Below are 15,008 nucleotides of genomic sequence, written 5' to 3'. Positions count from 1 at the left end.
AACGCCAGAACAGTCGAACCAGGCCCAAGGCGTTGAACCACAGAGTCAACAGGAACCCCATCTTATGTGTTCGAATTCTGACCGGGACATTATTTGACAGCTTAGTTTCTCCATCACCTTAGCTATACTCTGAACTCTCCTTGTATTTCCCTCACCCAATACTTCCTCGTGCATTCCCCTCAGTAATCCGCATACCTTGGCAGCAAGCTCTGGATGCCTCTTGACCTCGCCCATGTTTATGCGAACCACAAAGACCTCACCATACCTCCTCAACCTGGCGTCATAACCTACCCCTCGTAACCTCTCCCAAATTTTCCTCGCACCCTCGTAGTCTCTACGCACAACCCTAAGCTGGATAGTACCACTACTGTACACATTAATACTCATCCAAACACCATCAACCACCTCAACCATTGAACGACCCAAAGACCTAACCTCCATATCAGCCAACCCAATCAACCGCCTAAGCTTCTCAGCATCAGGCAACTCACTTAGGTTCTCTATTATAGACCTAATCACCGAGTCACCCAGCATTTTACGAGCAACGGCAATAGCCTTCGACTCCCAAACCCTATACGCCTTCCTACGCCCACCATCACCCTCCCTAAATCCATAACCCACCAACCTCTCAATGACCTCACCCCACAACCCACGCTTCGACCCACCCATGGTAAGCCTAATCATCCTCTTCCCAACATCTACATCACCATCACACAATACCGCGAGGAGCAGGAAGCCCATGAAATCCTCATCACCAAGCTCTAGGACTCGCTCAGCAACCTCAGCCTTCCTCTTAAACATACCCCTATAATCAACAGCCCTTAGACGCCAAATAATTCCCACGTCATCCTCATTGAGACTTAAACCTATTATGCCTGCATAGACCTTACCTGGAAACACAAGTGTGAAGGTGACAGCTTGCCAAAGTTGACTTGTGCTCATTATCGGATAACCACCCTCATGGATAGACCCATCTGTTAGTAATAAGCCGTATTGCATAGCCCTTAGCTTTTCATCATCAAGAAGCTTCGGCGTTATAATATGAGTACCCTTAAATCCCGTTAGCGACATGCGTATCGTTGCCCCCTTAGCCCCAGCCACCCTCTCTATCTCAATTGCTAAATGTATCGTATATAAATGCACTATAAACGACTTATTGCTATTAAATGGCTCTCCAGTTATGATTATTGAAATCTCATTACCTCTCAACTTCCTAATTAACTCCTCCAGTTCCAGCCTATGTATTTCCAGCCACCTCTCCCTAGCTTGACTCAGTAACTCGATCATTGTCCTACCGACATTATGCTCTGTCAGCTCAAGTTCCATAATTATTTCATCACTCTTAGCAATCACGATTGCCTTAGACGACCAATTACTTACGGCATTGATAGCAAAATCAAATGGCGTAGTCTCACTGCTTAGTAATACGTTTTTATGCTTCTCGATTCGGTTTAAGAACTCATTGATTAGTTTCATCACCTCACTAACTATCTCTGGGTTATTGACGGTCTCACCACATTCTAATCGCTTCTTACCCCTAACCTTCACACCCCAGCAAATCCTCAAACCATTAAGAGCCATGAAACATCCATAGAACTAACCTCAACAGGACTAATAAGTCACTTACGAGAATAATTATAAATCAAAATGTAAGTAAACAATTAAAAGAATAGTACCGTATAAGCACATGAAAAATTAAAATCTTCTTTTCCCTTCCTTATTCTTATACTTAGAATGAGAATATTGTCCATAAATGAGTTGCAGTATCCTCACTTTAAAGTTGAAATTAATAAATAATGCAAGTCCTTCGCTCTTACTAATTGGCACCGTAACTCGCAGGAAAAGACTTTTAAATCAAAAACATGGTAAACAAAACGCCGGGGTGGCCGAGCACGGTGAAGGCGCGGGCCTGCTAAGTCCGTCCCCGCAAGGGGGCCCGGGTTCAAATCCCGGCCCCGGCACCAGATTCTTTTTTCTCTTTGGCATTTCTGTACAGGCCTGCTTCAAGGAATTTCAATGCGAGCTTAGTATCGTACCTGGTCTCTAAAATGCGCTCTCTCCTATACTCCTCAGTATTTAACCACGGTTTACTCAGTTTCAACTGCTGTGAATCCACAACATCTTACTCAATGAGGGGAATTTGTAGCATTCGTCTTGGCTCAATATTTAAATGCCGTGTAATGCTATCATGGGTGTCTTACCAACGTGAAAATCTAAGAATTGCGTGAGAGCCTCTATGTTGGATAAATAATTTACTAAAAGTACAATACTATTTATTTGTAGATAGTAAGGCAGAGGCGCTTTCGGAGGCGTTGGTATTAACGATGGTTAATAGGCCCTGGGGATTTTTCTTCGTATTTAGATCTGGCTTGCGTTATATTTAATAATGTGTGCACCTTATGTGTTGTGTGTCGCTTAACGTCGATATCGAGTTGTACGTGGTTGATTTGAGGTTTAGGTTTGGGGATTTGTTGTATGAGGGTGTTGTGGATGTTCATGTTAATTCCGTGGGCGACTTAATGCTTAATGCTGTTGATCTTAGGATTAGGTCTGTTGAGGTTGGTGGTAGGTCCGTTGATTATTCCTATGATGGGAAGGTGTTGAGGGTTCGGGGACCGGTTAGTGGTGTTGTTAGGGTTTTGTTTGAGGGTAGGGTTAGCGATAGGTTGTTGGGTATTTATAGGGCTCCGTATGGGGGTGGCTACATAATAACTACGCAGTTTGAGCCCACGGGCGCCAGGTACTTCATACCCTGTGTTGATCACCCGGCCGCCAAGGCTAGGTTTAGGTTTAGGGTCTCGGTTGATGGTGATTATGACGTGATATTCAACACGCCACCGGTCAGGGTTTACTGGGATGGCCCCTGGAAGGTATTTGAGTTTGCGGAGACCCCTAGGATGTCCACATACCTGCTTTACCTGGGTATTGGCAGGTTCTTTGAGTCCAGGGATAGGGTCGGTAGTATTGATGTGATCTTCGCCACGCCAATTAAGGATAGGGTTGAGGATGGTAGGTTCGCGCTTGATGTCGCGAAGGGCGTGCTTGAATTCTACAGTAATTACTTCGGCATACCATACCCACTACCCAAGCTTCATCTGATTCATGTCCCGGAATTTGCGGCTGGCGCTATGGAGAACTGGGGCGCAATAACGTTTAGGGAGACCGCACTGCTCGTGGGTAGGGGCAGTACTGAGTTGACTAGGAGGCGTGTGGCTGAGGTTGTGGCGCATGAGATTGCGCATCAGTGGTTTGGCAACTTGGTCACAATGCGTTGGTGGGATGACCTGTGGCTCAATGAGTCCTTCGCCACATTCATGAGCTACAAGGCAATGGACAAGCTCTTCCCTGATTGGGGTGTCTGGTATAGATTCCTTGCCGATGAGACCACGAGCTCTATGCTCAGGGATTCCTTAATGAGTACCCACCCTGTCCATGTACCCATTAGTAGTGAGGAGGAGGCCTTCGAGATATTTGATGACATTAGCTATGGTAAGGGTGCATCGCTACTTAGGATGCTTGAGAATTACGTTGGCGAGGAGGATTTCAGGAGAGGCCTTAGTAACTACCTTAGGAAGTACTCCTACTCAAACGCCACCGAGGATGACCTATGGAGCAGTATTGAGGAGGTAAGCGGCAAGCCCGTTACTAGGATCATGAAGGCCTGGGTCGATAAGCCGGGCCACCCAGTCATAACAATTGAGGATAGTGGTAAGGAGATAACGCTTAGGCAGTCTAGGTTCGTGCTTGGTGGCAATACGGCCGATACCTGGCCAACACCGATTATCTATAGGCTTAATGGCGTTGTCAATACAATACTCATGGAGCGCGACTCATTAATGCTCAGTGCTTCATCGGCATCCCTGTTCCTCAACGTCAACGGTAGCGGTTATTATAGGGTTAAGTACGGTGATTGGTCTAGGGCTTTAAGCAACGCATCTAATCACTTTGAGAGGTGGAGTGTAATAAATGATGCATATGCCCACCTGCTTCAGGGCTCGATCAAGTTGGACGAGTATTTGGGCTTAGTTAGGTCATTAAGTGATATAGTTAATTACCTACTGACGATTACCATAATCTCCCAATTGGGTACGTTATACTCAATAAAGCCATCAGCAGTTAAGGAGGTATTTACTGAGTATATTAGGGTACAGGGTAGTTTGCTTGAGAAGGTTTCTGGTATGGATGATGTTAGGGAGTTGGTGCTTTCTCGCCGTGCATTGATCGACGAGGATTACGCAAGGTCTATAGTGGGTTTGATTAAGGATTACCAGGGCTTAACCCCTGTCATGAGGCAGGCGGTTGTTAATGCGTATGCCGTGGTTGGTGAAAGGCCGTTTGAGACCCTTAGGGGGCTTTACAGGTCATTAACAACAGATGAGGATAGGACCAAGGTCTTAGCTGCAATGTTAAGTATCACTGATAGGGGTGAGTATCAGAAATCCCTTGATTTCCTGGTATCTGGTGAGGTTAAGAGACAGGATCTCCAATTCTTCACGGTTGGCTCTAGGAATCCGTATGTACGTGACTTGAACCTGAGGTGGTTAATGAGTAATTACAAGCGTTTCATAGAGGCCTATGGAGACCCCGGTGTATTGTCTAGGGTACTTACGTACTCGGTACCGCTTATAGGTATTGGTCAGGAGGATGAGGTGGAGAGGTTCTTAATGGGGTTGAACATATCGGGTATTGAAATGGGTGTTAGGGCGAGTCTTGAGCTTATGAGGGTATACTCGCGCCTATTTCGCAGTATTTAAATCGTAAGGTAGCGAATTTAGGTAGTCAAAATACAATCATACTAACCCTATTGTTTTAATAATTGTTTAATCAATTCTTTAAATAATTATCCAGAATACGGTGCTAGATACTAAAGATAACGTTTAAAAGAAAATGATAATAACAATACTTAGTATGCCATTAATTAATCGATTAACGCCGCCGACCGTCACTATGGTTAACCCTAGGAGGGAGGTATTGGCCGGTGTAACCACATTCTTAACAATGGCATACATATTATTCGTAAACCCCACAATAGTTGGTGGTGGCTTTGAGCTCGCCTTAATGCATGCGTTGGGTACGAATACTTTGAGTGCTCAGTACCAGGCGTTGGTCTATACGATTAAGTTAGGTATTGCTGCTGGAACGGCTATTGCGGCTGCCTTTGGCACGTTGTTCATGGCGTTCTTTGCCAGGTTACCATTTGCGATGGCGCCAGGTATGGGTGAGAATTCCTTCATAGCTTTCTCAGTAATTCCTGCCTTCACGACGGTGCTAATTAACATGGGTATTGCCGGTCCCGAGGCCGCTAAGATAGCCCTCATGACAGCAATAACGGCGGTATTCATTGATGGCCTAATATTCCTATTCACGGCATGGTCAGGGATTAGGGAAAGAATCCTTAAATCAATCTCGTCCAACCTAGCCATAGGCATCAGTGTTGGGATTGGCTTGTTCATAACGTTTATAGGGCTTTCACTCGGAGGCTTTGTGCTACCCGGCAGTGGTACGCCTGTTACCTTTAATACGAAGGCCTTTGTGACTCCATCCTCAATACTTGCATTTATAGGGCTTATACTCGCGATATTCCTATACATAAAGAATGTGCCAGGTGCGTTCTTGATAACGATCATCACAATAACGTTGATAAGCCTCGGGCTAGGCCTAGTTAAGCCGCCGACAACCTTGGTACAATTACCCTTGTTCTCCACATCATTAATACCGAACTTCCCCGATAACATCATGTGGTGGTTCAGATTAGTAAGCTTGGCATTCCCGGTCGCTTTTTCGTTATGGATGATCGAGTTCTTCGATGGCATAGGTACTATTGTGGGTTTATCAAATAGGGCAGGCCTTGTGGATAAGAGCGGTAGACCGATCAATATAGAGAGGGCATTGTACACGGACGCCACGGGCACAATTGTTGGTGCGTTGGCCGGAACCACGACCACGGTTATCTACGTTGAGTCTGCCGCTGGGATTGAGAGCGGTGGAAGGACCGGACTCACATCGCTGGTGACCGGTCTGTTATTCCTGGCATTCCTACCCCTAGGGCCAATAGTGGTTATGGTGCCCGACTGCGCAACGGCACCTGTACTGATCTTAGTAGGTTTAATGTTTGTATCATTAATACCCAAGCTCAACTTCAGCGATTTGACCGAGTCAATACCTGCCTTTGTGGCCATGATAAGCATACCGCTCACTTACAGTATAGCCACTGGTATTGGACTTGCCTTTATAACGTACACGCTCACGAAACTCATCACTGGTAGGTTCCGTGAAATCTCAATAACAACGTTAATAATAACGTTAGTGTTCATCCTATATTTCACGGCTATGATTCCCGCACTTCATGCATGATGTCATAGTGATCATGTGTCGTAACTCAAATGAAGCCAAGCAATAGTAGGGGATATCCTTTAAATAAATATGTTAGGTCTATGTTCATTGATGGGGTCACAGGAATTCATAGACTTACTCAAAAGGTTGAGTGAGGCATTCGGGCCATCAGGCTTTGAGGATGAGGTTAGGGATCTGGTCATTAAGGAGTTGGGGCCTTATGTCGATGATTTAATAGTTGATAAGTGGGGTAATGTAATTGGTGTTCGATACGGCAGGAGAAGGGACCTAAAGGCCATGGTTGCCGCCCACATTGATGAAATTGGCCTATTGATTGATAATATCGATAAGAATGGTTTCCTGAGATTTAGGGCCATTGGTGGTTGGAATGAGGTGACCTTAGTTAGTCAGAGGGTTGTTATTAAGACCGTTGATGGTAGGAAGATTAAGGGTGTAATTGGTAGTAGGCCACCTCACGTTACACCACCTGGTAAGGAGAGAGAGGCCCCTGAGCTTAAGGACTTATTCATAGATATTGGGGCATCAAGTGATGAGGAGGTTAGGAAGTTGGGTATTAAGGTTGGTTCGGTGGCTATCCTTGATAGGGACTTTGAGGTTCTTAATGAGAATGTGGTCACTGGTAAGGCGTTTGACGATAGGGTTGGCGTGGCCGTAATGCTTTGGGCCGCTAGACAGCTGAGGGATAGTGAGGCTACTATCTACTTCGTGGCTACGGTGCAGGAGGAAGTTGGTCTCAGGGGCGCCCAAATTGCGGCTGATAGGGTATATCCAGATTTCGCGATTGCTCTGGATACCACGATTGCGGCTGATGTGCCTGGCGTCACTGAGCGTGAGTTCGTGACTAGGATTGGCAAGGGACCGGCCGTTAAGGTTATGGATGGCGGTAGAGGCAGCGTCTTCATTGCTCACCCAACACTAACGAATTTCCTAATATCGGTTGCTGAGGAGCTGAAGATACCATACCAATTAGAGGTGTTGATTGGTGGTACGACTGATGCATTGGGAATTGCCTTTAGGAGGGATGGTATACCGGCAACTACGATATCAATACCCACCAGGTATGTTCATAGTCCTGTGGAGTTATTAAGTATTGATGATGCAATTAATGCGGCTAAACTACTCAGTGAAGCATTATCGAGAGTTGACGAGAAGCTTGCTCAAAAACTTAGGGAGAAGACTATTAAGGTTGCATCGAAGTAAATTAGATTCATTGCTTTAATAATTGGTTAACAATATTTGTTGTATTATTTATCAATTCCTCAACCCTATCCATGCTTAAGGCCTCGCTATAAATCCTCAACTTAGGCTCGGTGCCACTACCCCTGATTAGGATCCAGGAACCATCGCTAAACACGACCTTAACACCATCAATAGTTATGGGCCTTGGGTTCGGCCCCAATGAACTCAATAACTTAAGTAATTCTTCCTTGTTATCATTTACGAACTTCTTTGAATTCCTCATGTCAAGGTCAACCCTCTTGAAGTATGCCCTGCCATACTTACTCCTAACATTGCTCACTAGGCTTGTTAAGCTACCGTATTCCGAGGCCATGACTACTATTAGGGATGCCGTGTATATACCGTCCTTATCAGGTATGTGCCATGAGTAAACAAGTCCACCACTCTCCTCACCACCCATGTCAGCCTCACCACTCAGTATTGCCCTGGCCACGTACTTAACACCCACTGGTACCTCAACGACCTTAAAACCGTACTTGGCGGCTATATTATCGAGTATGTGCGTCGTAGATACAGTCCTAACAATGCCTCTCTTAATCATTGATGCAGAGGCCAGTCTCTCAACGACTATTGGCAGAATGTCGTTGGCACTTAGGTAACCATGAACCCTGTCAACAAGGGCTATTCTGTCAGAATCACCATCATGTGATATACCAACATCATACTTGCCTGCAGTGACCTCCTGAACAAGCTCAGGAATATTTTGAGGCTCTGGGTTTGGATCCCTACCTCCAAAGTTTGAGTCATAGTTATTGTGTATTTCCATAACATCCATACCGAGCCTTCTCAGGACCTCACTTGTGTAACCAATTGAGGTTGCATAGATGGGGTCTATAATGACCTTGAATCTATTCCTTGGCTTAAACATCTTAGTTACACTTTCATAGACGTAATTAATGTACTCAGGGGCTGGGTCTATTGTGGGTATGGGCCTCAACTCGAGAGTTTTAACGGATCTCGTAATATCACTATACTCATCACTATACAATTTCTCTATTTGGTTTGTATCTTCTTCCTGTACTGGTGATCCTTTGCTTGTTATTACCTTAAAGCCATTATATATTGGTGGGTTGTGGCTAGCCGTGATCTGAATAATGAGATCAAAACCAAAGCGAGAACCAAACCAGGCAGCTGTTGGGGTTGGTGTAGGTTTATTAACAATCACGACGTCCAAGCCATGATTCACGGCCACGCTGGCCGCAACATGCGCGAAGTCCCTTGACTTCCTCCTCGCGTCGAAACTAACAAGGACTCTATGTAATCCATATTTACGTGACCAATAGCGAAATGTTGATTCCGCAAGCACTGCAACCAGGAACTCCGTGAACTCCTCATCAATCACGCCTCTAACGCCATCCGTACCGAAGTGAAATGTAAGTTTATTACCCATTGTCTTACCCTACTAAATCGACCTTTTATTATTTTATCCTCTTAATCGCCGTGAGTAACTGCGCCAATTACATTCATCCATTTATTAATTATCCTAGGCATGCTAAAGACCATTGCCCTCTCCCTAGCCCTAATCCTCATATGATTATTATAACCATGCATCCACAGCCTAACCGCCATATTAACAAAATCACTGGGATTACTTACCAACCATCCAGTCTCATTATTAATTACGGTTTCTCCAGGTCCCTGTCTATTATAGGTGAGGACTGGTGTTCCACAAGCCATGGACTCGATGGGAACATACCCAAAGGGCTCATGCATGAATGGGAATACTGTGAACTTGGCATTGGCGTATAGCTTAGCCAACTCCTCATCACTAACCCTACCCCTATAATCAATGTTTTGATGCTTAACGAACCACCGCGGTAACCAAGGTATCTTGGAACCAAAGGCCACCATTTTAATCCCTGCATTTGCCATTGCCTTAAGTACATCGAATTGAGTCTCCTTACCCACATAGGTCAATACATAGTCCTGAGTAGGGCTGGGCACTGGCTTGAAGAGGTCCGTATCCACTGGAGGATTTATCACACCCCAAACCCTCACTCCCCTTGAAACTACGGAATCCATGGAGTACTTAGAATTAGCAATTACATACTTAGAAAGTGAGAGGGCCTTGTGATAGGTGGAATCAGCAATACGGATCAGGGGTAGCGCAAGGTAGTAACCCAATTTATAATGTGTGGGAAAACCCTTACTTAAGTCCCTGAGTAAGTCACTTACATAACCCTGTGCATAAAATATTGTTGATGGAATGGGTAACTCAAAGGATAAGTTAATCAATGCACAATCATTATCGTAATTAATCAACCCCCTTATGCCATTAACCAACCATATCAAAAGATGCCCAGATTGACCAGAAAACACTAACCTAACGCCTAAATCCCTTACTTTAATACCTACGTATTCAAGATACCTACTCAACTCCTCATTCACGTAGGGCGCAATCACATTAACAGTGAAGCCTGTACTAATGAGCGATTTACCAAGTAAATAGGCGACTCTTATGGGTCCCGTGATGCCATCAATACCATCAGTCACCAATGATATGCATGGCATAATTATAAGTTAACCCCATTATCCATGTACATCCTCGCAAGCCTGAGGTAGGCCTGGTAGTTATTCCTTATGTACTCTCTATCGGCATCCGTGGCTTGCCTAACAACCTTAGCAGGCACACCAACCACAATGCTGTTAGGCGGTACCTTAGTGCCCTGCGTAACCACCGCGCCAGCACCAACAATACTCCCACTACCGATTACCGCACCATTAAGCACTATTGCGCCCATGCCAATTATGACCTCATCCTCAACAGTAGCGCCATGGACTATTGCTCTATGCCCAATCGTTACACCACGACCAATCCTAGCTGGAAAACCAACATCTGTGTGTATTACCGCACCATCCTGGACATTCGAGTTATCGCCAATAACTATGCTATCCTCGTCACCCCTGATAACTGCATGGGGCCAAATACCCACGTTATCCCCAATAATCACATCACCAATCACGTATGCTGTACTAGCTATGAAGACGTTTTTACCAATCCTTGGCACCTTATCCCCAACCTTCACGACAGGCATTACCTAGGTATTAGAAGGCATTATTTAAAGCATTAAGGTATGTATCACATAAAGTAATGTCTCTTAAACACTTAAAAGTCATCGATTTCCCTATTCAACATGCCGAGGATTGACGTACTCAACGCCTTGCTTGGGAAAGGTGGATTCCTGGATGATCATCCACACAGAGGCAAGTATGGAGTGTTCGTTAGAAGTCCATATCCACACGCTAGAATATTAAGTATAGATGCATCTAAAGCAATCAATGAGGGGGCGCTGGTACTTACAGGCAGGGATTTCATGGCTAGAACCATAGGCCTAACGGAGAGAGAGGGTGCAGGTCTTGAGACATTACCACTGGCCGTAGATAAAGCCCGTTATCAGGGAGAGCCGGTGGCGCTGGTTATTGCTGATGATGTGTATAGGGCCATGGACCTCGCCGAACTCGTCGACATACAGTATGAACCATTGAAGTCTGTACGTAATATAGACGATGCGCTCAAGAATGATTCATTGGTCTTTGAGGAATTGGGTACTAATATTGTTCAATCACAGGTAATTGAATACGGGCAAATGCCCAACGGACCAAGGGAGATAGAGCTTAGTCTCTATTGGTCAAGGAGTTCGGGAAACCCCATAGAGACCTTCGCAGCCATAACATATCCGGAGGGTAGTGGTGTCACGATAATATCTAACATACAAGGCGGTAGGGCAATAGTTACTGAGATAGAGAGGTCACTTGGAATACCGATTAAGCACATACCAGTTAGGCACGGAGGTAGCTTTGGATCTAAGTTCTCCCTCATTAGATACTTAATAATCCTGGCATACGCAGCCTATAAGTTCAAGACACCGATTAAGTGGATTGAGACTAGGACGGAGCACTTAATGGCATCTAATTCAAGTGGTCCTGAGAGGAGGTTCAGGATTAAGGCTTACTTCGATGGGGATGGTGTGGTTAAGGGGTTGGACATAAGTATTTGGGAAGATGCTGGAGCCAGTAGAGGGAGTGGGCAAGCCTTTAAGCCGCTTGGTATATTGGCTGGACCTTACAAGATTAGGAACCTAAGATATAACGCCACGGTTGTTGCAACGAACAAGAATCCAGCAGGCGCATTCAGAGGCGCTGGTACGCCGCCACATACCTGGGCTCTGGAGAGGGTTATGGATGCCATAGCAGATGAACTTGGAATTGATAAGGCAGAGGTAAGAAGGAGGAACTTAATTGATTCATTCCCATACGAAGCACCCTACGCATACTACGACTCAGGAAATCCAAGGGGACTCCTTGAACTTGCTCTATCCCGTAACGACATATTCTCACTAATGGATGAGAGTACCGGCGTTGGTATCGCAGTATCGACAGATCCCTCAACACCACAAGGCACCGAGGGTATCAAGTTAAGTATTAAGAATGGGAAGATAATAGTGGGACTTGGATTTGGTGGTGAAGGACAGGGTAATGAACATACCGCGGTTAAACTCGTATCTCAACTCCTTGATGTACCAATGGATTGGGTTACCTACGAGTACTTGCCAAGTGATGAAAGTCCAGAAGCCTTTGGACCAGGTGGTAGTCGTATGGCGGTCTTCACAGCAGGCGCTGTGCTTGGTGCGGTTGAGGAGTTGAAAACTAGACTATACAATAAGGCTGCTAATGTACTTGGTGGTAACATTACGTATGAAAAGGGTTACTTCCGTTCAAGCGATGGCAAGAGAATCAGCATCCTTGAGCTCGGTAATGAGGAGGTTACATTCACATATACAGCAGAGGCGAAGATTGGTAGGTTCATTGCCTATCCATTTGCCTGTGATATTGCTGTCGTTAGGTATGAGGATGGTAGGTTTAAGCCAATTAAGCACGTGGTTTACCTAGATCCGGGTAATGTTATTGATGAGGAGCTCGTTAAAGAACAGATAATAGGTGGTACTGCCATAGGTATTTCACTGGCGCTCTATGAGGCGTATAGATATGATGAAGATGGTAATCTATTAACATTAAGCCTTGGTGATTATGGATTACCAACAGTCATGGACATACCGGAAATAGAGGTTCACATAGTTCCATCACCATCACCAATGACGCCAATGGGCGTTAAGGATTATTGGTGAGGTGTGTGTATTATCATGGGGTGTGGTGCACCTAATACTCTACCTTGGGGGTGATTATGCATTGCCTAGGTTTTGTAGAACTTTGTTCGCGCAGTTTCTGTATGTGCTTGCTGGTGAATATTTAGGTTTGATGTGTGGGTTGTTTGGGTGGTGCCTATGGTTTTGTTGGAGTTGTTCGGGCAATTCTTGATTGTGCTCACTGCTGGTGGTGTGCTTTAGTGCTATGCTTCGATTGGTTCAGCGTTGCCGCATATTTGTTTGCCGTAATTATTGACGAGCCCTAGGATCCACCTTCTGCAGGTCTCGACGTCTGCAGTACGTAGTGTATAAAGCGTTGGTTAGTTAATTTGCCATAACCAACGACTGCCACAAACTGAGCATTACATCGATAATTTCCATGGAACAATGACTTGTCAAGACGTGCATGATCACCCTCACGCCACTGCCCATGATTCCGACGTGGTTCAATCAAAACCGGTGAGCGAACCAAAACTTTCGCTGAACTATATTTAACTTTTTCTGGTAAAATGGGAAGGTTTTTAAAGAGTTCATGCATTTGGTTGTTTAATGTCCTCTGCTCAGGTTAATGTCGAGAAGTTAAGGATTTGTTGGGGTGTTAGGCGTGGCAGGAGACTTGTCTGTGGTGAGCCAGTGACTGATGAGACTGTGATCAAGGAGGTTAAGGAGCTAATCAGTGAGTTGAAGGAAAGGGTTGAGAGGCACAAGAGCAAGCTCGAGAATGTCGCATTCATTGATGAGCTTATTGATTTGTTGGAGAGGTGGCTTGGGGAGCATAAGGGCGATAGGGGTAGGAAGGTGAGGGAGGCGAGGAAGGTCGTTAGGAAGATGATTGGGTTGCTCAAGGAACTCAGAAAGAAGTGGGTCGAAATTTATTGGAGGCAGTTTATGGAGCTCATGGATTTGCTCGAGAAAAGCGCAATAGACATAATCGTGACCGGCGAGAATAACGGCAATAAATCACTCATGATACACTTGTACAACAAGGGCGTGGCTATTGAGGTGAATAAGGTCGCTAAGGGCAGGGGCATCACGATAAATCTAACGCTGTCTGAGCTCGAGGGGGATGACGTCATGGTAGCCAACACATTCAGTGATGAGGAAGCTCTCAAGGCTATCCAACACGGCTGGGAGATGACGGATGGATCGGTCGAACATGGACATCCGAGTATGGTCACGAGCCAGCCATGGCAAGCCGTCCTGTGGCCGCTGTGTTACCCAGGCAGAATCCACATGTACATAAGCGGTATAAATATAAATGGGGATGCCGCTTCAATCACGTGGCGTTTAATCGCCAATGACCATGAGACAAAGCCGAAGGAGGAGGTGGCTGAGGAGGTCAGGAAGCTCAGTACCGAGAGACTTAGTATGTTCTTGGCACCTGCTGTTTGGGGTGATGGCTATATTAATGTTGGTGAGAGGTATTTAAAGCTCGTGGTGGGCCTTGCCAAATATGAGCTGTGGCTTGGCATAATCGAGAGATTGGTTAATGAGTTGGGCTTCACGATAAAAGTGAGGGATTACAAGGTCGAGGTTAAGGTTAATTGGAGCAAGGCCGTCAAGCTGGTTAGGGATTGGTTGGCAATACCCGACATCAGGGAGCTCATCGAGCTTGGCGCAAGCCTTGGCGGAGAGAAGCTGAGGCGAATAATTGAGTTGGCGAACATGGAGGTTAAGGAGTCGGGTAATAAATCAATCATGATTCCTGGAACGAACATAAGCATGACTATTATTGTAAGGGGTGATTGCAAGGTCGAGCTTAGGGCAAGGAGGAAGGATGAAATCGAGACTTTGAGGTTGGTTGAGGAATTGAAAAAAGCTGGTTATGAAACATCATTGCGTGTAGCTAGAAGGTACTACGAGGTTGCGATATTGCATTCGAAAATTCGTGATAAGCCAGAACTCAGGGAGCCGGTTTGCCGAAAACTGGGTGAGTGGCTCAATGAGACAAGTAACGAAAGGAGGAAGAAAAAGATAGCCAAGGCCGTACAAAAACTAAAGTGCTTCGACAACGCCTAGCCCCACCCAAACCCACGGGCCAACAAAACCTCCTCCCTTTTTCTCTTTCCTTACTTAAATTACAAAGAAAAACACGAAGGATGGTGGGCCCGCCGGGACTTGAACCCGGGTCCTACGGGTTAAAAGCCCGTAGGTGTGGCCGCGGCTGCGGTGACCAACGCCGTGGAGGACATACTAAGGAGGAGGGGCAGTAAGGTCAAGATTGACAGGGTGCCCATTGATCCAGCATTACTTACATAAAGTATTTAAATC

At 45.5% G+C, this 15,008-nt stretch carries 11 protein-coding genes and 1 tRNA gene; 7 read left to right on the top strand and 5 right to left on the bottom strand.

What is annotated here, in order from left to right; all coding sequences use genetic code 11:
• Window positions 1-45 precede the first annotated feature (45 nt).
• The gene (locus tag VMUT_RS05080; RefSeq protein WP_013604354.1) at window positions 46-1,581 is read right to left on the bottom strand and encodes a hypothetical protein; all 1,536 of its coding nucleotides are present in this window, start codon (window positions 1,579-1,581) and stop codon (window positions 46-48) included.
• A gap of 295 nt (window positions 1,582-1,876) precedes the next feature.
• On the opposite strand from VMUT_RS05080, the gene VMUT_RS05075 reads away from it, so the two are divergent.
• A tRNA-Ser gene (locus VMUT_RS05075) sits at window positions 1,877-1,964 on the top strand.
• Here the strand turns inward: VMUT_RS05075 and VMUT_RS12775 are convergent.
• Window positions 1,943-2,116: a hypothetical protein gene (locus VMUT_RS12775; RefSeq protein WP_158304784.1), complete on the bottom strand. Its 174-nt coding sequence runs from the start codon at window positions 2,114-2,116 to the stop codon at window positions 1,943-1,945. The genes VMUT_RS05075 and VMUT_RS12775 overlap by 22 nt on opposite strands.
• A 292-nt stretch (window positions 2,117-2,408) precedes the next feature.
• Between VMUT_RS12775 and VMUT_RS05070 the strand changes: the two genes are divergently transcribed.
• From VMUT_RS05070 to VMUT_RS05060, 3 genes are all read left to right on the top strand, one after another.
• Window positions 2,409-4,754 (top strand): M1 family metallopeptidase, encoded by a 2,346-nt coding sequence (locus tag VMUT_RS05070; RefSeq protein WP_013604353.1) that lies wholly within the window; start codon window positions 2,409-2,411, stop codon window positions 4,752-4,754.
• 154 nt (window positions 4,755-4,908) lie between these two features.
• Complete coding sequence (locus tag VMUT_RS05065; protein WP_048057197.1) at window positions 4,909-6,354, top strand: NCS2 family permease; 1,446 nt, start codon at window positions 4,909-4,911, stop codon at window positions 6,352-6,354.
• A gap of 90 nt (window positions 6,355-6,444) precedes the next feature.
• Window positions 6,445-7,554: a M42 family metallopeptidase gene (locus tag VMUT_RS05060; protein ID WP_013604351.1), complete on the top strand. Its 1,110-nt coding sequence runs from the start codon at window positions 6,445-6,447 to the stop codon at window positions 7,552-7,554.
• Window positions 7,555-7,561: 7 nt separating this feature from the next.
• Here VMUT_RS05060 and VMUT_RS05055 read toward each other — a convergent pair whose 3' ends face one another.
• From VMUT_RS05055 to VMUT_RS05045, 3 genes are read right to left on the bottom strand one after another with little or no spacing between them, the layout of a single operon-like run.
• Window positions 7,562-8,983 (bottom strand): phosphohexomutase domain-containing protein, encoded by a 1,422-nt coding sequence (locus tag VMUT_RS05055; protein WP_013604350.1) that lies wholly within the window; start codon window positions 8,981-8,983, stop codon window positions 7,562-7,564.
• A 41-nt stretch (window positions 8,984-9,024) separates the two neighbouring features.
• Window positions 9,025-10,104, bottom strand: a complete 1,080-nt coding sequence (locus VMUT_RS05050; RefSeq protein WP_013604349.1) for a glycosyltransferase family 4 protein — start codon at window positions 10,102-10,104, stop codon at window positions 9,025-9,027.
• A gap of 2 nt (window positions 10,105-10,106) precedes the next feature.
• Window positions 10,107-10,628 carry a gamma carbonic anhydrase family protein gene (locus tag VMUT_RS05045; protein WP_013604348.1) on the bottom strand — a complete coding sequence of 174 codons (522 nt, stop codon included), beginning with the start codon at window positions 10,626-10,628 and terminating at the stop codon, window positions 10,107-10,109.
• Window positions 10,629-10,727: 99 nt separating this feature from the next.
• On the opposite strand from VMUT_RS05045, the gene VMUT_RS05040 reads away from it, so the two are divergent.
• The 3 genes from VMUT_RS05040 (at window position 10,728) to VMUT_RS05030 (ending at window position 14,756) form a co-directional block, all read left to right on the top strand.
• A complete protein-coding gene (locus VMUT_RS05040; RefSeq protein WP_013604347.1) occupies window positions 10,728-12,719 on the top strand; it encodes a xanthine dehydrogenase family protein molybdopterin-binding subunit in 1,992 nt (663 codons plus the stop codon).
• Window positions 12,720-12,853: 134 nt separating this feature from the next.
• The gene (locus VMUT_RS12770; RefSeq protein WP_158304783.1) at window positions 12,854-13,003 is read left to right on the top strand and encodes a hypothetical protein; all 150 of its coding nucleotides are present in this window, start codon (window positions 12,854-12,856) and stop codon (window positions 13,001-13,003) included.
• Between the two features lie 283 nt (window positions 13,004-13,286).
• Window positions 13,287-14,756 carry a hypothetical protein gene (locus VMUT_RS05030; RefSeq protein ID WP_013604346.1) on the top strand — a complete coding sequence of 490 codons (1,470 nt, stop codon included), beginning with the start codon at window positions 13,287-13,289 and terminating at the stop codon, window positions 14,754-14,756.
• The last annotated feature ends 252 nt before the right edge of the window (window positions 14,757-15,008 follow it).

Source organism: Vulcanisaeta moutnovskia 768-28 (genome assembly GCF_000190315.1).
GTDB classification, from domain to species: domain Archaea; phylum Thermoproteota; class Thermoprotei; order Thermoproteales; family Thermocladiaceae; genus Vulcanisaeta; species Vulcanisaeta moutnovskia.
This window is presented reverse-complemented; position numbering and strand designations above follow the sequence as displayed.